This is a genomic window from Bacillus cereus group sp. MG4, from assembly GCF_040460055.1.
In the GTDB taxonomy this organism is placed as follows: domain Bacteria; phylum Bacillota; class Bacilli; order Bacillales; family Bacillaceae_G; genus Bacillus_A; species Bacillus_A wiedmannii.
In genome coordinates, this window is sequence record NZ_JARVGZ010000001.1 from 4,167,055 (window position 1) to 4,187,348 (window position 20,294).

The window sequence follows — 20,294 nt, forward strand, 5'->3', positions numbered from 1 at the left end:
TATTTAGATATATAAATTGAAAGGGGATAGAGAAATGAAATTTTGCGATAGATTATTAGAAACTGTACAACCAGTTTGGGAGATGAGTCATAATCACCCGTTTGTAGTAGGTATGGGAGATGGCACATTAGAAAAAGGTAAGTTTCAGTATTATATTATTCAAGATTATTTATATTTGTTAGATTATGCAAAGCTATATGCGATTGGTGTTGTAAAAGCAACGAATCCACAAGTAATGGGGAAATTTGCTGAACAAATTGATGGCATATTAAATGGAGAAATGACAATCCATAAACAATATGCAAAAAGACTTGGTATTTCTATAGAGGAGATAGAATCTGCAAAACCATCTGCTAAAAATTTAGCCTATACAAATTACATGATGTCTGTATCTCAAAATGGCACACTTGCGGAATTAATAGCAGCACTTCTTCCATGTATGTGGAGCTACTGGGAAATTGGAAAGCGTTTAAACGATATTCCTGGAGCAAGAGATCATGAGTTCTTTGGTGAGTGGATTCAAGGATATAGTTCGGAAGAATACGGTAGCCTTTGTATTTGGTTAATCGATTTATTAAATGAAATGGCAGTTGGAAAGTCTGACAGAGAGCTAGATCGATTAGAGGAGATATTCCTATATTCCAGTCGATTTGAATATTTATTCTGGGATATGTCCTATCGTAAGGAGATGTGGGGATTTGAGGAGCAAGAACATACTACAGTTTCATAATGTTTCTTTTCATTATGATGAGAAACCAATCATCAATGAATTAAATGCTTCTATACAAGATAAAGAGTTTGTAAGTATTATCGGACCGAGTGGATGCGGCAAAAGTACTCTATTTCGCCTTATTACAGGTTTAGAAGAAGCAAGTACGGGACAGATAGAGCTGACAGAAATAAAGAGCCATCCTGTAGGGTATATGCCCCAAAAAGATATGCTCCTGCCATGGAGAACGATTATTGAGAATGCTGCCCTACCGCTAGAGTGCCAAGGTGTACAGAAGAAAGAAGCACAAATAAAGGCAAAGGAACTGTTACATAAATTTGGCTTACAAGGGTATGAGACAAAATATCCGAAAGATTTATCTGGTGGTATGAGACAACGCGTATCTTTTATTCGAACTTTATTAACAGGCGGGGAGATATTGTTGTTAGATGAACCGTTTAGCGCGTTGGACGCTTTAACGAAGGCATCTTTGCAAGAATGGCTGTTTGAACAATGGAAAGAGTGGGAAAAAACAATTTTATTTATCACTCATGATGTGGAAGAAGCGTTGTTTCTTTCTAATCGAATTTTAGTAGTAGAGCAGCAACCGATAACTACTTTAACCGAGAGGGTGGTACCACTTGATCGTAATCGAACAAGAAAAGATTTATGTAAGCCTGAAGTGTTAGCGCTTAAAGATGAGCTTCTTAGTATGTTACAAAGGCAGGTACTCGTATGATGAACCGGTTGAAGGAGCTATTACCTGCCCTTACACTTACTAGTATTTTACTTGCCTTTTGGGAAGTAGGCGCAAGAATCGTAGACGAAATGTACATTTTACCATCACCGTCTGCAATTGTGATGAAGATCTGGAAACTAAAAGATATATTATTTACGGTTCATTTGCCGGCAACCTTATCCGTCGTTTTAATAGGGGTGGCTATTTCTATCGTACTTGGGGTAGGGCTAGCGATGTTAATGAATGCGAGTAATTGGATGGAGAGAGCATTTTATCCACTATTAGTTGCCTCACAAACGATTCCGATTACAGCGCTTGCTCCGCTCTTTGTTTTATGGTTTGGATATACGATCTGGAGTAAGGTTGTTGTTACTGTTTTAATTACGTTTTTCCCAATTGCGGTCAATACGTATGATGGACTACGCAGTACGAAAAAAGAATGGGAGGAGCTATTAGTTACGTATGGGGCAACGAAAAAAGATGTTTTTCTTAAATTAAAATTGCCGTCTGCTCTTCCTTATTTTTTCTCAGCTTTAAAAATTGCAGTTCCGCTTAGTGTAATTGGGGCAGCAATCGGTGAATGGCTCGGTGCACAAGCTGGGCTGGGATATTTCAGTAAAAGAATGATGACGCAGTTAGACGGAGCAGGTGTATTTGCACCCATTGTATTGTTATCATTATTAGCTATTTTCTTCGTCATACTTATTTCGATTTTAGAAAAGAAATTTATTAGTTGGAGGAAGTATTCATGAAATTATTAAAACGCATCTTTGTGTTGACATTATTAGTTGCAATGATTACTGGATGTTCTAGTAATCCAGCGTCAGATAAGGGTAAAAAGGAAAAAGAAATAACGGTGATGCTTGATTGGTACCCAAATGCGGTACATAGCTTTATTTATGCAGCAATTGAAAAAGGCTATTTTAAAGAAGAAGGAGTAAAGGTGAATATAAAATTTCCTTCTAATCCGACTGATCCATTAACTTTAGCAGCTGCAGGAAAAGTAACGGTTGGCTTATATTATCAGCCAGATGTTGTCATGGCAAAAGCAAATGAACAAATTCCAGTGAAATCAATTGGAGCTGTCGTACGTTCACCATTAAATCATGTTGTATCGCTGAAATCAGCAGGCATTCAATCGCCAAAAGATTTAGAGGGGAAAACAGTTGGATATTCTGGAACACCTTTAAGTGAGATGTATTTAAAAACGATGGTAAAAGAAGCTGGTGGTAATCCAGATACAGTGAAAGTAGTCGATGTTGGCTTTGATCTAGTACCAGCATTAATTACGAAGAAAGTGGATGCGGTAACAGGGGCGTACATTAACCATGAAGTACCTGTTATGCGTCATGAAGGTCACGAACCAGCGTACTTTAATCCAGCTGATTACGGTGTACCGAATTATCATGAGCTTGTATTTGTAACAGGTGATAAAACGTTGAAAAAAGATAAAGAAGCGTTACAAGCCTTCTTACGTGGTACGAAAAAAGGCTATGATTTCATGAAGAAAAATCCAGATGAAGCATTAAATATTTTATTAAATCATCAAGAAAAAGAAAACTTCCCGCTTGTACCAGAAGTTGAAAAAGAAAGTATGAAAATTTTATTAGAGAAGATGGAAACGAAAGATGAGCCATTTTTATCAGATTCAAAAGAGTCATGGGAGAAACAAAATAAATGGCTAAAAGATAAAGGAATGACGAAAGAAATCGTTCCGGCTGAGGAACTATTCGAAAACATTTTAAAGTAGGCGAATGAATATGAAAAATGAGCTTCATGTAATCTCAAATGGTCACATGTCATTCGAAGAGTTAGTGAATGTAGCGATGCAAATTGAAAGTGAGATTGACTATTTGCATATTCGTGAACGTGAGAAAAGTACGAAGGAATTGTATGAAGGTGTGGAAAGTCTTTTGAAGAAAGGCTTTCCGGCATCGAAAATAGTGATAAATGATCGAATTGATATTGCTATTTTATTAAACATTCCGCGCGTGCAGCTAGGATATCGAAGCGCAGATGTAAGGTCAGTGAAAGAAAAGTTTTCTTATTTGCATGTCGGTTATTCTGTGCATTCCTTAGAAGAGGCAATCGATGCATTTAAGAATGGAGCGGATTCACTCGTCTATGGTCATGTATTTCCGACAGATTGTAAAAAAGGTGTGCCAGCGAGAGGGCTTGAAGAAGTTTCAGACATTGCAAAGTGTTTATCCATACCGATTACAGCAATTGGAGGAATCACCACGGAAAACACAGGGGATGTTCTTACTAACGGTGTCAGTGGTATTGCTGTTATGTCTGGGATTATAAGTAGTAGTAATCCATATAGCAAAGCAAAATCTTATAAGGAATCAATAAGAAAGTGGGCGGAAAAACATGTGTAAGAAGTATGATGTAGCGATTATTGGCGGAGGTGTAATTGGTAGTTCAGTTGCACATTTTCTAGCAGAAAGAGGACATAAAGTAGCGATTGTAGAGAAGCAAAGAATTGCATCTGAAGCCTCGAAAGCAGCCGCTGGTTTACTTGGGGTTCAGGCAGAATGGGATGCGTATGACCCACTATTTGAACTTGCTAGAGAAAGCCGTGCTATATTTCCGCAACTTGCAGAAGTTTTACGTGAAAAAACAGGCATCGATATTGGGTATGAAGAGAAAGGCATTTATCGCATTGCCCAAAATGAAGATGAGAAGGAAAGAATTCTTCACATTATGGATTGGCAGCAGAAAACAGGTGAAGATTCTTATTTTCTAACAGGCGACCTTTTACGAGAGAAAGAGCCGTTTCTATCTGAGTCAATTATAGGTGCTGTATATTATCCAAAAGACGGTCATGTTATTGCACCAGAGCTTACGAAAGCATTCGCACATTCCGCATCATTCTCGGGTGCTGATATATATGAACAGACAGAAGTGTTTGATATTCGTATTGAAAATAATAAAGTGACTGGGATTGTTACAAGCGAAGGTATTATCGCGTGCGAGAAGGTTGTGATTGCGGGTGGTTCATGGAGCACGAAGTTACTAGGTTATTTTCACCGCGAATGGGGTACATATCCAGTTAAAGGAGAAGTAGTAGCGGTAAGAAGTAGAAAGCCACTTTTAAAGGCGCCTATTTTCCAAGAAAGATTTTATATTGCCCCAAAGCGTGGTGGACGTTACGTAATTGGAGCAACGATGAAGCCTCATACGTTTAATAAAACAGTGCAACCAGAAAGTATTACTTCTATATTAGAGCGTGCTTATACAATATTGCCAGCTTTAAAAGAAGCAGAGTGGGAAAGCACATGGGCAGGATTAAGGCCACAATCAAATCACGAAGCTCCTTATATGGGAGAGCATGAAGAAATAAAAGGTTTATATGCTTGTACTGGACATTATCGAAATGGCATTTTATTAAGCCCGGTTTCTGGTCAGTATATGGCTGATTTAATAGAAGGAAAGCAGGAGAATCACTTGCTAGATTCATTGCTTTCTAAACCGGTTTAGAAAGGGGATGGAAGTTTGAATTTAAAAATTAATGGTAATCAAATGGAAGTGCCAGAGAGTGTAAAAACAGTGGCTGAGCTACTTACACATTTAGAGTTAGATAACAGAATTGTAGTAGTAGAGCGTAATAAAGATATTTTACAAAAAGATGATCATACAGATACATCTGTTTTTGATGGAGACCAAATTGAGATTGTAACTTTCGTAGGAGGCGGTTGATTATGTTAAACATTGGACCATTTTCATTTCATTCTAGACTTTTATTAGGAACAGGGAAATTCCCTGATTTTGATGTACAGCAAAAGGCAATTGATGTATCTGAGGCTGAGGTTTTAACGTTCGCAGTACGTCGTATGGATATATTTGATGCAAAGCAGCCTAATTTATTAGAGAAACTTGATGTGAAAAAATATAAGTTATTACCGAATACAGCTGGAGCAAAAAATGCTGAAGAAGCTGTTCGTATTGCAAAATTAGCAAAAGCTTCGGGGCTTTGCGATATGATCAAAGTAGAAGTTATTGGTGATGATAGAACGTTATTACCTGATCCAGTAGAAACGTTAAAGGCATCTGAAATGTTACTAGAAGAAGGATTTATCGTTCTTCCGTATACATCTGATGATGTTGTATTAGCACGTAAATTACAAGAACTAGGTGTGCATGCAATTATGCCAGGAGCATCACCAATCGGTTCAGGGCTTGGTATTGTAAATCCATTAAATTTAAGTTTCATTATTGAACAAGCGACAGTGCCAGTTATCGTTGACGCTGGTATCGGTAGCCCGGCTGATGCGGCATTTGCGATGGAATTAGGAGCGGATGGTGTGTTATTAAATACGGCTGTATCGGGAGCAAAAGATCCAATAAAAATGGCACAAGCGATGAAATTAAGTATTGAAGCAGGACGATTAGGATTTGAAGCGGGGCGTATTGCACGTAAACGTTGTGCAACAGCAAGCAGTCCTTTAGAAGGAATGAGCGTAGTTGAATAATCGATATTCTCGCCAAGAATTATTTTCTCCAATTGGAGAAGAGGGGCAACGAAAGATAAGAGAAAAGCATGTACTCATTATCGGTGCAGGTGCATTAGGTAGTGCAAATGCAGAGATGTTTGTAAGAGCAGGTGTTGGCACAGTAACGATTGTTGACCGAGATTATGTCGATTGGAGTAATTTACAAAGGCAACAATTGTACGCAGAGAGTGATGTAGAAAATAATCTTCCGAAGGCTGTAGCGGCAAAAAAACGTCTAGCAGAGATCAATCGTGAAGTAAGAGTAGAGGCTCTCGTTCAAGATGTAACAGCTGAGGAATTAGAAGAGCTTGTTACAAACGTAGATGTAATGATTGATGCAACTGATAATTTCGAAACACGTTTTATTGTGAATGATATAGCGCAAAAACATTCTATTCCATGGATTTACGGAGCATGTGTAGGGAGTTACGGCCTTTCTTACACAATTCTTCCTAGTAAAACGCCATGTTTATCTTGTTTATTACAATCGATTCCGCTTGGCGGGGCGACATGTGATACAGCGGGCATTATATCACCTGCTGTATCTCTCGTCGTTTCTCATCAAGTAACGGAAGCTCTTAAATTGTTAGTGGAAGATTATGAATCACTTCGAGATGGACTTGTGTCGTTTGATGTGTGGAAGAATGAATATTCATGTATGAATGTGAAAAAGCTTCGTAAGCATAATTGTCCTTCGTGCGGAGAGAATGCGATATACCCGTATTTAAATAAAGAAAACACATCGAAAATAGCAGTTTTATGCGGGAGAAATACAGTTCAAATTAGGCCACCTCATAAAGAAGAAATGGATTTTGAACGATACAAAGAGCTGCTGAAAGATCGCGTAAATGATTTAAATGTAAATCCATATTTATTATCATTTTCAGTTGAAGAAAAGAGATTAGTTGCTTTCAAAGATGGACGTGTACTCGTACATGGAACGAAAGATATAAGCAAAGCAAAAACAATTTATCATCGCTATTTTGGATAGAAAAGGATGAGTGGGATGAAAGTAAATAAAGCTTTAACAATTGCAGGATCTGATAGTGGAGGCGGTGCCGGCATTCAAGCAGATTTAAAAACATTCCAAGAGCTTGGTGTGTATGGTATGACGGCTATTACGGCAATTACTGCTCAAAATACGCTTGGCGTTCAAGGGGTATATCCAGTTCCGTTAGAAGGTATTACGGAACAGCTGAATTCAATTGGTACGGATTTAACACCAGATGCTGTGAAACTAGGAATGTTATTTAGCAGTGAAATTATTCAAATTGTAGCAGAACATATTAATAAATTTGGGTGGAATAATATTGTACTAGATCCTGTTATGATTGCTAAGGGCGGTGCATCATTATTACAACAAGAAGCAGTACAAGCATTAAAGGAATATTTATTACCAGTAGCAACAGTTGTAACGCCGAATGTTCCTGAAGCAGAAGTGTTAACTGGGATGGAAATTCATAATGTTGAAGATAGTAAGGAAGCTGCGAAAGTACTGCATGAATTAGGTGCGAAATACGTGCTTATGAAGGGCGGCCATGCAGAGTATCAAGGTAATGAAGTAATTGATTTACTCTTTGATGGGAAAACGTTTATCGAATTTAGAAGTGAACGAATTCCTTCAAAGCAAACGCACGGAAGCGGGTGTACATTTGCTTCAGCGGTTACAGCAGGACTTGCGAAAGGATACTCGATTGAAGAGGCAGTTCAAGAAGCTAAACGATTTATTAGTATAGCAATTGAAGAGCCTTTGAATATTGGAAGTGGTCATGGGCCGACGAATCATTTTGCATATAAAGTGAATAAAACGCGTGTATAAGTAAGGGGAAAGTCAGTTTTGTAACTGGCTTTTTTCTGTTTACTTTTTCCAATTACAGGAGTAATATATCAGCCAGAATACATTTTTTGTAATACGCTGAGTCCAATTGTATGGAGCGGAGGAACCAATTTGTGCATTGTCACTCGGGGTGAATCTTTCAATTTTGAAAGTAGGGCTACTCTCAAAGTCCGAATCCGACAGCTAACTTCGTAAGCGTCTTGAGAGAGGACGGTGCCATGATGGATACATCACTTCATCGATCTGATTAGTATAGGGGAATATCAATCTATGTTTGAGTTCTTTTATGCTAAGGAGGATGAGGTACATGGAATTAACACTTATTTGTGTTGGGGAAGAAAGCAAGGTAAATAGTTTAAGAGATTTAGTAGCGTTTCAACATGAGTTAATTATTTTTACAGCAAATGAAGAGATAGCTGCTGAAGTTAGGAATTGTGGGTTTGATTGGACTTATAGCTGTAGTAAGGCGCAAGATTTTACTAGTATTTGTGAGTGTATTAAGAAGGTGATTTTACTAGGGGATGAGCTTCCAATCATTAGTTTCTTCACAGAACACATTCGCTTTTCTTTTCAAGCACCTATTACTGTTGTTACAAGGAATAAACGATATCCAGCGAGGCTCTATGAAACAATTGGAGCTACATTTGTCGTGTTTACGAATTGTAATAATATTTCTTTTTTATTTTTTGAATAGGGCGGGGGAAAAAAGATGAAGGTGTTGTTACTAGGAGATATAGCGAATCGTTGGGCGGTATCAGTAGAGCGAGTTCAAGAATTGGTGGTGCTTGATCCTATTTTTCCAAGGCCCTATATCATATTGCCATCGAAAGAAGCTTTATATTTAAAAACAGATGTTATCGAATATGAGCAGCTACATGCAGAATTGTCACAAGTTTATATTCGCGGGAGAAATTTGCGCGCGTTTTTGCGTGGAGAATAAATAGTGAAAAAAAGAGCGAATGCTGAGTACAACAAGCTATGCACTTCATGTCATTCGCTCTTTTTATTTCGTATTTAAAAGATCATTTCTGTGAAAAAGAAAGAAAAGACGAGAAAACAGATGAAATCATATTAATAACACTCAATGTAAGCGTTTAAATAGATGGATATTTTCTTATTTTCAGTAATTTGGCTCTTTACAAGTTAAATATAGAGGAGTATATTTACTCTCATAAATCATTCATAAAATTTCCAAAAAAACCTAAAATCGCTGAGTTCCAGAAATGGAGCGGGGGAACCAATTTTGTGCATCGTCACTTGGGGTGAATCTTTCAGTTTTGAAAGTAGGGCTACTCTTTAGGCCCGAATCCGACAGCTAACCTCGTAAGCGTTTAGAGAGGAGGTTTACTTTGTGTTGTTCATTTCGAACACTAAGTAGAGCTTAGTGTTCTTTTTTTGATAACTAAATGGTAAATTTTTACAGAAAAGAGGGGTAGCTATGTTAGATTTTGTAATGATCGGGATTTTTGTTGTGTTAGTCGCATCGATGGTAAGCCTTGCAAGTTGGTCAGATAAAGTTGTGAAAGAAGGGAAGCAATCATGACGGCTGCCTTATCGGTTATTGTTGCAGCAATTACGGTGTACTTAGTGTATGCATTATTAAATCCAGAAAAGTTTTAATTAGGGGGAATCATTCATTATGATTTGGGTCGCAGTTGTTATTACCATGCTGTTGTTTATTGTTGTGGCAAAGCCAATGGGGATTTATTTAGAGAAAGCCTTTCAAGGTAGTAAAAAGTTAGATAAAGTATTCGGGCCTTTTGAAAAACTTATTTTTAAAATTACGGGTGTAAAAGAATACAATCAAACGTGGAAACAGTACGCATTGTCATTAGTTTTATTAAATGGATTTATGATTGTTGTCGTATATTTCATTTTCAGACTACAAGGAGTATTGCCATTAAATCCAGCACACATTGAAGGGATGGAGCCTACGCTTGCTTTTAATACAGCGATTAGTTTTATGGCTGATACAAACTTACAGCATTATAGCGGTGAAAATGGTTTATCTTATTTATCACAATTAATCGGAATTACATTTTTAATGTTTGCAGCACCAGCAACGACTTTAGCACTTGTAATGGCGTTTATAAGGGGGCTTGCTGGGAAGGAACTCGGTAACTTTTTCTTTGATTTTACGAGAGCACTAACGAGAGTATTTCTTCCTATCGCATTTATTGCGGCACTAGTCTTTGTCGCACTTGGTGTACCACAAACGTTAGACGGGGCAGTTACAGCACAAACAATCGATGGGGCAAAGCAAAGTATATTACGTGGGCCTGTTGCATCATTCGTGTCCATTAAGGAACTCGGAAATAACGGCGGTGGATTTTTCGGAGCAAACTCTACACATCCTTTCGAAAATCCAGGGCAAATGAGTAATATTTTACAAATGATGCTTATGATGTTATTGCCAACAGCACTTCCATTTACTTACGGACGAATGGTAGGAAATAAAAAACAAGGTCGTATCCTTTTCGTATCACTATTCATGGTGTTTTTACTAGGGTTTATAACGATTACTACATCTGAATTACATGGGAATCCAGTGTTAAATGGAATGGGCATCGAACATGTACAAGGGAGTACAGAAGGAAAAGAAGTACGATTTGGAACAGTATTTTCTTCCCTATACGCAACAGTGACGACAGCTGCTGAAACAGGAGCCGTTAATACGATGCATGATACGTTAACACCAATTGGCGGGTTAGTACCACTCGTAAATATGATGTTAAATACAGTGTATGGCGGCGTTGGGGCAGGTTTTGTGAACATTATTATGTATGCGATTATCGCAGTCTTTATATCTGGATTGATGGTTGGACGGACACCCGAGTTTTTAGGTAAGAAAATTGAAGGCAAGGAAATGAAATTAATTGCGGTAACGATACTATTTCATCCACTGCTTATTTTAGGGTTTTCAGCATTAGCTCTTTCAACAAGTTTAGGAACGGATGCCATTTCTCATTCTAGTTTCCACGGTTTAACGCAAGTGGTATATGAATACACATCGTCAGCTGCGAATAACGGATCTGGATTTGAAGGGTTAGCAGATAATACACCGTTTTGGAATATTACAACTGGCTTAGTTATGTTTTTAGGGCGCTATTTCAGTTTAATTACGATGTTAGCTGTGGCAGCTTCGTTGAAAGAGAAGACGGTAGTACCAGAAACAGTCGGAACGTTTCGTACAGATAATAGTTTATTTGGAGGTATCTTCATCGGAACGATTGTAATTGTCGGTGCGTTAACATTTTTCCCGATGTTAGTACTTGGCCCAATTGCAGAATTTCTTACATTGAAGTAATGGAGGGTAAATGATGAGACCGGTAGTAGTAAAAGAAAAACAAGTAAATCAGTCACAAATACATGCTGTAGAAGATGAAGTTAGACAAGCGAAGACGATGGATCGTGATATCGTGACACATGCGATGAAACAATCCTTTGCGAAATTGAATCCGAAAGTCATGATAAAGAATCCGATTATGTTCGTTGTAGAAATTGGATTTATCATTACGTTCATTTTATCGTTTCTTCCAAGTCATTCTAGTAGTGTACCAGGATGGTTTAATATAACAGTTTCTCTCATTCTATTATTTACAGTTTTATTTGCTAACTTTGCAGAAGCGTTAGCGGAAGGACGGGGGAAAGCGCAAGCCGATTCTTTAAAACAGTCGAAGAAAGATGTGTTTGCAAATGTTGTAAAAGAAAATGGAGACATTGTTCAAGTTTCAGCAACTGATCTGAGAAAAGATGACGTTGTTATTGTAAAACAAGGAGAAATGATTCCGAGTGATGGGGAAGTAATTAAAGGATTAGCGTCTGTTGATGAATCTGCGATTACAGGGGAATCAGCTCCTGTAATAAAAGAAGCGGGCGGCGATTTTTGTTCCGTAACAGGCGGGACGATGGTCGTAAGTGATGAGATTACAATTGTCATTACGAGTAATCCTGGTGAATCATTTATTGATAAAATGATTTCGTTAGTAGAAGGAGCTGCTCGTCAAAAAACGCCGAATGAGATTGCTTTAAATACAGTATTAACGAGTTTAACACTTATTTTCTTAATCGTTGTTGTGACGTTGCCGATTTTTACAAACTATTTAGGGTTTCAAATTGATACAGCTGTACTTGTAGCGTTGTTAGTTTGTTTAATTCCAACGACAATTGGTGGTTTATTATCAGCAATTGGTATTGCCGGGATGGACCGCGTGACAAAGTTCAATGTGTTAGCGATGTCGGGTAAAGCAGTAGAAGCTGCGGGTGATATTAATACAATCATTTTAGATAAAACAGGTACGATTACTTTCGGGAACCGAATGGCACATACATTGCTTCCTGTAGGAAATGAGACGATTGAGCAAGTAGGGAAATGGGCTGCGATTAGTTCAGTCTTAGATGAAACACCAGAAGGTCGATCAGTTATAGAATATGTAAAAATGAAATCTATATCATATAATCGAGAAATTGCAGAACAAGGTGAGTTTGTTCCGTTTAAAGCAGAAACGAGAATGAGTGGTGTCGATTTACAGGACGGAACGAAAGTGAGAAAAGGTGCTGTAGGTAGCGTGATTGAATGGGTTCAATCACAAGGTGGGATAATTCCAAAAGATGTAAATCAAAAAGCGGATTTCATTTCAAAAGAGGGTGGAACACCACTTGTAGTTGCAGTGAATAATCGTAATTACGGTTTAATTTATTTAAAGGATACAGTAAAGCCAGGTATGCGTGATCGTTTTGAACAGCTGCGCCAAATGGGGATTAAAACGGTTATGTGTACAGGGGATAACCCGTTAACAGCAGCAACGATTGCAAAAGAAGCAGGAGTAGATGAGTTTGTTGCTGAGTGTAAGCCAGAAGATAAAATTGCGGTTATTAAAGCAGAGCAAGATAAAGGGAAACTTGTAGCGATGACAGGTGATGGTACAAATGATGCTCCGGCATTAGCGCAGGCGGACGTTGGATTAGCGATGAATAGTGGTACGACAGCTGCGAAAGAAGCAGCAAATATGATTGACCTAGATTCGAATCCAACGAAGATTATTGAGGTAGTAGGGATTGGTAAGCAATTGTTAATGACACGCGGTGCGTTAACGACGTTTAGTATTGCGAATGATATAGCGAAATATTTCGCTATCATTCCAGCGATGTTTACACTTGCAATTCCGCAAATGGAAGCATTAAACATTATGAAATTAACATCACCACTTTCAGCAATCTTATCAGCATTAATATTTAATGCAGTTATTATTCCATTACTCATTCCATTGGCGATGAAAGGTATCGCATATAAACCGATGAGTTCGAATGCACTACTTGGCCGAAACCTACTTATTTATGGACTTGGTGGGGTTATTGTACCGTTCATTGGAATTAAAGTAATTGATATAATTGTCGGCTTGTTCATATAAGGAAGAGGGGAAAAAGATGGCGAAGAAACAAAGTATACTATCACCAATTGTCCGCATTACTTTTACATTTTTAGTGTTGTGCGGCCTTGTATACCCGCTTATTGTTACTGGTATTGCACAAGCGGTAATGAAGGATAATGCGGATGGAAGTTTAATATATAATGATAAAAATGAAGTGATTGGTTCTAAATTAATCGGTCAAAACGTCACAGATCCACGTTATTTTCATGGGCGTGTTTCTAGTATTGAATATAAGGCAGAAGCATCTGGTTCAAATAACTATGCACCGTCTAATCCAGATTTAGGGAAACGAGTAGAGACAAGTATTGAAGAGTGGAAGAAACAAAACCGGGCCGTTCCAGTTACAGAAGTGCCGATCGATCTAGTGACGAATTCAGGTTCAGGGCTAGATCCTGATATTAGTCCAGAGGCAGCTTCTGTGCAGGTGGATCGTATCTCTAAATTAACGAATATTCCGAAAGAAACGCTAAATCAGTTGATTAAGAATCAAACAGAAGGTGCGGCACTTGGCTTATTTGGAGAAAACCGCGTGAACGTCTTAAAGTTAAATTTAGAATTAAAGAAACTAATGAAATAGTAACAGTGCTACCTCAATCTAACGGATTGAGGTAGTGTTGTTTCGAAAGAGAGGTTGTGAGTGTGTTGTATGCGGATGACTATAAACCGACGTTTCAAAGACGAACGCCAGAGGAATATTTAGAATATATTCGTCAGCAAAACCGCGGGAAGTTAAAGCTATATGTAGGAGCAGCTCCAGGAGTAGGGAAAAGTTATAAAATGCTCTTTGATGCAAGAGAGATGAAAAAGGACGGTATGGATATTGTAATTGGTTTAATTGAAACGCATGGAAGAAAAGAGACAGAAGAAGCAATTGCTGATTTAGAAAAAGTTCCTTTAAAAGAAATAGATTATAAAGGGAAAGTATTTTATGAACTCGATGTAGAAGGAATTATAAAACGTGCACCACAAGTAGTTGTTGTGGATGAACTTGCGCATAGTAATATTCCTGGATCTAAAAATAAGAAACGTTATATGGATATACAGGAATTACTAGAGGCTGGTATATCCGTATTATCAGCGTTTAATATTCAACATTTAGAAAGTGTTCACGATATTGTAGCTCAAATTACGAATGTAAAAGTAAGAGAACGTATTCCAGATTTTATTTTACAAAAAGCAAATGAAATTCAGCTCGTCGATGCAACGCCGGAAGTATTAAGGAAGAGATTAATAGACGGGAAAATATATAAAGAGGAAAAAATTCAACAAAGCTTACAAAATTTCTTTACACTTAATAATTTAGGGGCACTAAGAGAATTATCGCTTCGTGAAGTGGCAGATGATATGGAAGAGAAAATTAGTCAAACCGTTATAGAACCGATTGGTGTGAAAGAAAAAATTCTCGTTTGCGTACAATACAGTTCAACAGCGGAGAAATTAATAAGACGGGGATGGCGCATGGCGGATCGGTTAAACGCTGAATTGTATGTATTAAATGTTGAAAGAGAAAATATAGAGTCCCTTTCAGCAGGGAAAAAGCAAACGATTGAAGAGTGGAAGTTGCTAACGAATCAATTTGATGCGAGTTTTGTTTTAGAAGAGGCAAAAGGAAGAAAGCCAGCGGATGTTATTATTGAAGTCGCGAAAAGACTACAAGTAACACAAATTTTACTCGGACAATCGGCAAGAACACGTTGGGAAGAAATACGAAAAGGTTCAATTGTAAATGAAATTATGAGAGAAACGAAGTATATTGATATTCATATCGTTGCAGATCAAAGAGTTTAGAATAGAGACCATCTATAGGTCTCTATTTTGCTTTTTGTACAGCCTGAAAACGTAGCATTTTTATTGCGCATAAAATGATAAATAGAAATGTAATTGCACCTAGGAAGAAAATCCAAAAGTAATTTTGATTAAATACAAGAAATCCACCTACAAGTGGCCCTGTGCCCATACCGAGATAGCGGATGAAGTTGTACATACCGATGGCTGTTGCGCGTTCTTGTACGAATTCCTCCGTTAATAAAGTAGTGTGAGTTGGCATAGAAAGTCCCATACTAAAACCGTATAAAGATGTAACGATAATGATGAATGAGATATTGATGCTATATGTGAAAGAGAATAAAGTGACACATATAATATTGAAGAAACTAGTGATGAATAAAGCTTGCTTTGTCGTGAGGCGTTTTTGCAAAAACTTGTAGCAATAACTTCCTAACATGATGGAAAGGGACATTGGTACAAATATAAGACCAATTTTACTTATAGTTAAGTGAAATAAATTTGTTAAAATACTCGGTAAAAAAACGAGGAAGCAAAAGTAAATACAAAATTGAATAAAGCCAATAAGAGTAATAGAAAATCCAGTTTTATTTTTTAAGATAAACCAGTACTTCTTTTTTGCTTGCGGTTGCTTAATTACAGTTGGTTTTGTTTCTGGAAGTAGTGAAATGTTTATAATTAATAAGAGAATGCCAAGTGTAGATAAAAACAGAAATACGGATACGTGCCCATTTATACTGCCGAGATAACCACCGATGAGAGGGCCAATCGCAGGTGCGAGAGCAAGTAACATTTGATAAAGGCTCATTGCTTCTCCACGTTCTTTTCCTTCAAATAAATCGCCTATAATTGTTGCTGCGACTACAGGTATAGCCGCTATTCCTATAGCTTGAACAGTTCTAAAAAATAGAAATAAATAAATGTTCGCCGAAAAAGCACATCCGATTGAACCAATTGTACTAATGATTAAACTAGGGATAAGGATAGATTTTCTCCCTTTTGTATCAATTAAAGGTCCATATATGAGCTGCATAATTGCAAGAACGAATGTGAAAAGTGAAACTGTTAAATTTATAAGATAAAGAGAAGTGTGAAAAGAATCTTGAATCATAGGCAAAATAGGTGTGTAAATATTTTGAGCGAAGGAACCGAGTAAGGCACTCATACAGACAACGTATAAAATGAAATGTAGTTTGGATTTTTTCATCATGTTAACCTCCTTGCAATTTAGTTTCCTTGGAAACTAAATTTATTTTAACATAATTTTCTCACTTGTAAATATGAAAAAATGATTTTAAAATGGTATATAGTTAAATTGTTTCTTTGGAAACCTAGGGGGGCGAACGGATTGGAACGTACAATGAAACAAGTGGAAATACTTTCGGACATTCGTACACTTTTGCATAAAAAAGAAGAACATTTGAAAGGGCAAAATGAGAAGTTTCTTCGTGAAACAGGTATAAGTGGTATGTCTTTATCTGAACTACATGTGATCGAGTGTATCGGAAAAAATGCTCTGATGAATGTAACTGCTATTACGACAGAAATGGGGATGACAAAGGGTGCAATCTCTAAAATTTGTACAAAGTTGTTTCAAAAGCAATTCATTGAGAAGATGCAAATGTTAGATAATCAAAAAGAAATTTTCTTCCGCTTAACGGAAAGCGGAAATGAAATATATAAAGCTCATGATAAATTGCATAAACAAGCTGAAGAAAAGTGGCTGTTACTTTTAGATGGATATACGAAAGAAGAGCAAGATTTTATTCAAAGGTTTATAAAGGATGTCTCCGGTCATTTGGAAATATAATTGGAAGAAAAAACTCCTTCATTTCAAGACTTTTGAATATAATTTCTAAAAGAACTCATATATAATAGAAAAAGATACTTAACATGGTGAATAATTAAAGAGTCAATATATAAAGAGGAGAGAATAACATGCTTGAAAATACGGGGTTAGTATTAGAAGGCGGCGGTATGCGTGGTGTATATACTGAAGTGATTATACCAAGGTATCTAAATACCTTGGTAACGTTTTGGTAACCTTTGCGATAAATCCTCTTCCATAAAGGCAAGCGCTTCCGCTTGTTTGGATGGATATAAATGACTATAAGTATTTAAAGTTGTAGCTACATCTGAATGACCTAGACGTTGAGCCACAACAAGAGGGCTGACACCTTTGTTAATTAGATATGATGCATGAGAATGCCTAAATCCATGCAGTAAGATTCTTTTTACACCAGCAACTGCAATATATTTATTATATCGTTCATCTAGTGTTGTTGTTGCAATGCTATTATAAAATTCACCAAAAACTACATAATCTTTTTTAACTGGTGCTGTTAATGTAGCATGTTCTTTTAATTTTTTCAATAAGTCTATGACAAGAGTGGGCAATAAAATAATTCTATTAGATGCTTTTGTCTTTGGTTTAGTAACTTGGCGATTGTACTCAGTTTTGTTAATACGTATTGTTTTTTCTATAAAATCAATATCGTCCCATGTTAAAGCCAACAACTCGCCTTTTCTAGCACCACTGTAATAAAGTGTCGAAAAAAATGCATCATAAAGTAGACTATCTACGACATTGATAAATTTTTGAAACTCATCAAATTCCCAATAGTCCATTCGCTTGTTTGATTCAAGTTCAAAGTTTCCAGCGATACGTGCAGGGTTATTAGTTAATCCATGGAATTTTATTGCAAAATTGAAGATGGAGGATAATACAGCATGGATTTTTTTTAAAGTGTCAGCCGAGTAGTTGCCTATAATTTTATTTTGATAGTCCATTACATGTTTAGCTGTGATTTGGTCAATTTTTATTTTACTAAATTCCTTTAGTAGGTGATTATATATCACATTTTTTATAACTTTTATGGAAGTTTGCTTTCTCCTTTGGGAATACCAAGTAAAGTAACTATCTGCAACTTGCGAAAAAGTTAAACTTGAATTAGTCTCTTTTTCAACTAACATTTTCGCTTCCGCTTCACGTGCCTCTTTTTTTGTTTTAAACCCACGACGTTTAACCTGCTTTAGTGTTCCATCAAACTGTCGGATTCGAACAACAAAATAATAAGTCCCTCTCTTTTCATCCTTGTAGATTACCATAGAAAAGCCTCCTGTAAAGTATAAAGATTGATAATTCTATTAATTGCGCAGATTATAACATTGTTTACTGTTAAAAGAAAGGCGCTCTTGCGAGCGTTTTTTAGATCTGAACCATATTATTTTAAACAATACATTTTTTGGGGATTCTTATAGATAATTATAATGTAAATACTCTACATTTTTTGAGAAAGTTTTTTTACTAAATTCAGATTGGCTGGGTCAAAATATATAAAAATGGCTGGTTTCCAATACTTCCATTTAGGAATAAAATCAACTATAAGTAAATAGGGATTTTATTCTACATGTTTTATTATGGGAAGGTTGAGAAATATAATTTTCAGATTTGAAGGGGAGTTAATTATGATATAATCATATCGATTAAATTCAAAAAATATCTGAATAATTACAAAAATAAATAAAAGAGTTTAAGATTGTTTGTATAAAATGAACCCACAAAACATCATACCACGTTTCCTAAAGGAACTTAAGAAATAAGCGCTTCCTACGAATCCACCATAGTATTACAAGTGTTCAATTGTTATAAAGCAATTTCTAGGTAGAAAATTACAAGTAATATTTTTTGTTTAAAGGGGGGAACATTTTAGATGCGTTTTCATCAAAAAATATTTGATTTAATTGAAGATAGGGAGGATTTATCTCCAAAAATTGTAGCTGATAAAATTTGTGTTCCTTTGCAATATATGTCTAAATTTAAAAACCAAGGAACTATTAGCTTTTGTCATTTGGTAAAACTGTCATATGTATTAAATGATTCTCACAAAAGCCCTGCTGAAACGATGGCAGAATGGTGTTTGCAGTTAGATACAGCGGAAGCAATTAAACAGGCTTTTGAATATGCGGCCTTAACTAGAAATGTGAAATTGTTGGATGAATTAATTTTAAAATACAAGGGGGAAACTGGGACAGTACGTGAATATGCTATCATTTACAACGTTTTATACAGATATACTACTAATGAACTGCATGGTACAAAAATTATTGATGAATTAAAAACAGTAGGACAGCCTAAAGATAAGGTTTTGAGTATTTTAGTAGATATAATGAAATGTTATAACTATTTTCATTTAAAGAAATATCATATGATGTTAGAGTTAATACAAGAAATTGAAAAACAAGTAATTGCTATAGAGAGTGAGAGGAAATTTTATATTAAAGCATGTTATGTATACAGAGTCATTGAAGTTTTAGCACCAGTATATTTACACTATAATCGCTTAGATTATGCCGAGAAATTTGCAAATGCAATAATTGATGCGAATGTAAGTAAAAAGACGATATCTGATGCTTATTATATTTTAGGTATGTGTCATTTAACTGAAGATCAAGACAAAAGCTTATTTTATTTTCAAGCTAGCCATGATTTAATGAAAAACATAAATGATGAACAAATGCAAAGAGAATCCAGATACAATTTAGATTTAGCTAAGGTTTACTTTGGGGTTCAATTAGATAATGATTCTGATCCAAATCTAATTGAGTTCCAAAAAAATCCTTGTGTTGAGCATATTTCTAAGTTAAAAGAAGTACTATATGATGGGATAGAGGAAGATTTTTTGATATACTATACAGGAGTGGCAAGTGAGCTTCGTAAGGATTTACATAATATTTTTCGCAAGTTTCTTTCACAATCAAATTATTTTTTCGCAAGTTTGACGGCTAGAGCATTATTCGATCGTGGAGAGGAATATGAGTTAGTGAAAACTATGATTGATATTAATGGAGATGTGGGAAAGGAAGTGTTGAACATTGAAGAAATTAGTTCCTATGGTATTTATAGTATCAATGGCATTCATAATGGTGAGTGGGGTGTTTGTAACAAAGCAAGACAATTTCAAGCAACCAATTAATAATATTGTTCAAGCACAAGAGACAATTAAACCGGGTGGTTGAAACAACCCAAAAAAGGAATGAGTTCAGCTCGTTCCTTTTTTAGTATCTAAAAATGAAAAAATACAAGTTTAGATACTTTAGAAATATGCCTTGGAGGAAATGTTATAATTATGGTAAAAATTTATAAGAGGTGAGCTTTTCAATGGATAAATATGAAATTTTGAGAGAATTTGTTAAGTATTTAGAAAAGATTACAGATAATGAACAACAAATAGATAAGCATATTGATTGCGTATTGGAAAACGTTAAATTGATGGATATAGAGAAGGGAATATGA

General features: G+C 36.2%; 23 protein-coding genes and 2 riboswitches. Of the genes, 21 read left to right on the forward strand and 2 right to left on the reverse strand.

All coding sequences use genetic code 11. From position 1 onward, the window contains the following. Positions 1–34 precede the first annotated feature (34 nt). From tenA to kdpDN, 18 genes are all read left to right on the forward strand, one after another. Entirely contained in the window at positions 35–730 is a 696-nt protein-coding gene (gene tenA / locus QCI41_RS21770) for a thiaminase II (protein WP_353836710.1), read from the forward strand. Further along, positions 699–1,448: an ABC transporter ATP-binding protein gene (locus QCI41_RS21775; protein ID WP_353836709.1), complete on the forward strand. Its 750-nt coding sequence runs from the start codon at positions 699–701 to the stop codon at positions 1,446–1,448. Before tenA ends, QCI41_RS21775 begins: the two co-directional genes overlap by 32 nt. Continuing rightward, entirely contained in the window at positions 1,448–2,200 is a 753-nt protein-coding gene (locus QCI41_RS21780) for an ABC transporter permease (RefSeq protein WP_088062351.1), read from the forward strand. The genes QCI41_RS21775 and QCI41_RS21780 overlap by 1 nt, the downstream gene beginning before the upstream one ends. Beyond that, positions 2,197–3,198 (forward strand): ABC transporter substrate-binding protein, encoded by a 1,002-nt coding sequence (locus QCI41_RS21785; protein ID WP_353836708.1) that lies wholly within the window; start codon positions 2,197–2,199, stop codon positions 3,196–3,198. Before QCI41_RS21780 ends, QCI41_RS21785 begins: the two co-directional genes overlap by 4 nt. 10 nt (positions 3,199–3,208) lie before the next feature. Beyond that, a complete protein-coding gene (tenI, locus tag QCI41_RS21790) occupies positions 3,209–3,829 on the forward strand; it encodes a thiazole tautomerase TenI (protein ID WP_046956748.1) in 621 nt (206 codons plus the stop codon). After that, on the forward strand, positions 3,822–4,931 hold the full coding sequence (thiO, locus tag QCI41_RS21795; protein ID WP_046960252.1) for a glycine oxidase ThiO: 1,110 nt from the start codon (positions 3,822–3,824) through the stop codon (positions 4,929–4,931). The genes tenI and thiO overlap by 8 nt, the downstream gene beginning before the upstream one ends. A 15-nt stretch (positions 4,932–4,946) precedes the next feature. Next, positions 4,947–5,150, forward strand: a complete 204-nt coding sequence (gene thiS / locus QCI41_RS21800; protein ID WP_001049512.1) for a sulfur carrier protein ThiS — start codon at positions 4,947–4,949, stop codon at positions 5,148–5,150. A 2-nt stretch (positions 5,151–5,152) separates the two neighbouring features. Next, positions 5,153–5,923 carry a thiazole synthase gene (gene thiG / locus QCI41_RS21805; protein WP_000931990.1) on the forward strand — a complete coding sequence of 257 codons (771 nt, stop codon included), beginning with the start codon at positions 5,153–5,155 and terminating at the stop codon, positions 5,921–5,923. Further along, positions 5,916–6,935, forward strand: coding sequence for a thiazole biosynthesis adenylyltransferase ThiF (thiF, locus tag QCI41_RS21810; RefSeq protein WP_353836707.1), 1,020 nt, complete (start codon positions 5,916–5,918; stop codon positions 6,933–6,935). The genes thiG and thiF overlap by 8 nt, the downstream gene beginning before the upstream one ends. 6 nt (positions 6,936–6,941) lie before the next feature. Continuing rightward, a complete protein-coding gene (gene thiD / locus QCI41_RS21815; protein WP_097857500.1) occupies positions 6,942–7,763 on the forward strand; it encodes a bifunctional hydroxymethylpyrimidine kinase/phosphomethylpyrimidine kinase in 822 nt (273 codons plus the stop codon). A gap of 84 nt (positions 7,764–7,847) precedes the next feature. Next, positions 7,848–7,995, forward strand: a riboswitch (cyclic di-AMP (ydaO/yuaA leader). A gap of 93 nt (positions 7,996–8,088) precedes the next feature. After that, the gene (locus QCI41_RS21820; RefSeq protein ID WP_046960255.1) at positions 8,089–8,475 is read left to right on the forward strand and encodes a hypothetical protein; all 387 of its coding nucleotides are present in this window, start codon (positions 8,089–8,091) and stop codon (positions 8,473–8,475) included. 15 nt (positions 8,476–8,490) lie between these two features. Further along, positions 8,491–8,721, forward strand: coding sequence for a hypothetical protein (locus tag QCI41_RS21825; protein WP_046960256.1), 231 nt, complete (start codon positions 8,491–8,493; stop codon positions 8,719–8,721). Positions 8,722–8,979: 258 nt separating this feature from the next. Beyond that, positions 8,980–9,125, forward strand: a riboswitch (cyclic di-AMP (ydaO/yuaA leader). Positions 9,126–9,219: 94 nt separating this feature from the next. Beyond that, the gene (locus tag QCI41_RS21830) at positions 9,220–9,324 is read left to right on the forward strand and encodes a SipW-dependent-type signal peptide-containing protein (RefSeq protein WP_046960257.1); all 105 of its coding nucleotides are present in this window, start codon (positions 9,220–9,222) and stop codon (positions 9,322–9,324) included. Continuing rightward, positions 9,321–9,401 (forward strand): K(+)-transporting ATPase subunit F, encoded by an 81-nt coding sequence (gene kdpF, locus QCI41_RS21835; protein WP_046960258.1) that lies wholly within the window; start codon positions 9,321–9,323, stop codon positions 9,399–9,401. Before QCI41_RS21830 ends, kdpF begins: the two co-directional genes overlap by 4 nt. 19 nt (positions 9,402–9,420) lie before the next feature. After that, positions 9,421–11,088 carry a potassium-transporting ATPase subunit KdpA gene (gene kdpA, locus QCI41_RS21840; protein WP_353836706.1) on the forward strand — a complete coding sequence of 556 codons (1,668 nt, stop codon included), beginning with the start codon at positions 9,421–9,423 and terminating at the stop codon, positions 11,086–11,088. A 13-nt stretch (positions 11,089–11,101) separates the two neighbouring features. After that, the gene (gene kdpB, locus QCI41_RS21845) at positions 11,102–13,192 is read left to right on the forward strand and encodes a potassium-transporting ATPase subunit KdpB (RefSeq protein WP_353836705.1); all 2,091 of its coding nucleotides are present in this window, start codon (positions 11,102–11,104) and stop codon (positions 13,190–13,192) included. Positions 13,193–13,208: 16 nt separating this feature from the next. Further along, positions 13,209–13,790 (forward strand): K(+)-transporting ATPase subunit C, encoded by a 582-nt coding sequence (gene kdpC, locus QCI41_RS21850; RefSeq protein ID WP_353836704.1) that lies wholly within the window; start codon positions 13,209–13,211, stop codon positions 13,788–13,790. 56 nt (positions 13,791–13,846) lie between these two features. Further along, positions 13,847–15,001, forward strand: a complete 1,155-nt coding sequence (kdpDN, locus tag QCI41_RS21855; RefSeq protein ID WP_353836703.1) for a KdpD-like non-kinase potassium sensor — start codon at positions 13,847–13,849, stop codon at positions 14,999–15,001. A gap of 22 nt (positions 15,002–15,023) precedes the next feature. On the opposite strand, the gene QCI41_RS21860 is transcribed toward kdpDN, so the two are convergent. Further along, positions 15,024–16,205 (reverse strand): MFS transporter, encoded by a 1,182-nt coding sequence (locus QCI41_RS21860; protein WP_353836702.1) that lies wholly within the window; start codon positions 16,203–16,205, stop codon positions 15,024–15,026. A gap of 153 nt (positions 16,206–16,358) precedes the next feature. Here QCI41_RS21860 and QCI41_RS21865 point away from each other — a divergent pair, with 153 nt between their 5' ends. After that, positions 16,359–16,808 (forward strand): MarR family transcriptional regulator, encoded by a 450-nt coding sequence (locus QCI41_RS21865; protein WP_483299062.1) that lies wholly within the window; start codon positions 16,359–16,361, stop codon positions 16,806–16,808. A gap of 206 nt (positions 16,809–17,014) precedes the next feature. On the opposite strand, the gene QCI41_RS21870 is transcribed toward QCI41_RS21865, so the two are convergent. After that, positions 17,015–18,106, reverse strand: a complete 1,092-nt coding sequence (locus QCI41_RS21870; RefSeq protein ID WP_353836700.1) for a tyrosine-type recombinase/integrase — start codon at positions 18,104–18,106, stop codon at positions 17,015–17,017. Positions 18,107–18,711: 605 nt separating this feature from the next. Between QCI41_RS21870 and QCI41_RS21875 the strand changes: the two genes are divergently transcribed. After that, on the forward strand, positions 18,712–19,974 hold the full coding sequence (locus tag QCI41_RS21875) for an AimR family lysis-lysogeny pheromone receptor (protein ID WP_353836699.1): 1,263 nt from the start codon (positions 18,712–18,714) through the stop codon (positions 19,972–19,974). Positions 19,975–20,159: 185 nt separating this feature from the next. After that, positions 20,160–20,294 (forward strand): hypothetical protein, encoded by a 135-nt coding sequence (locus tag QCI41_RS21880; RefSeq protein WP_016097732.1) that lies wholly within the window; start codon positions 20,160–20,162, stop codon positions 20,292–20,294.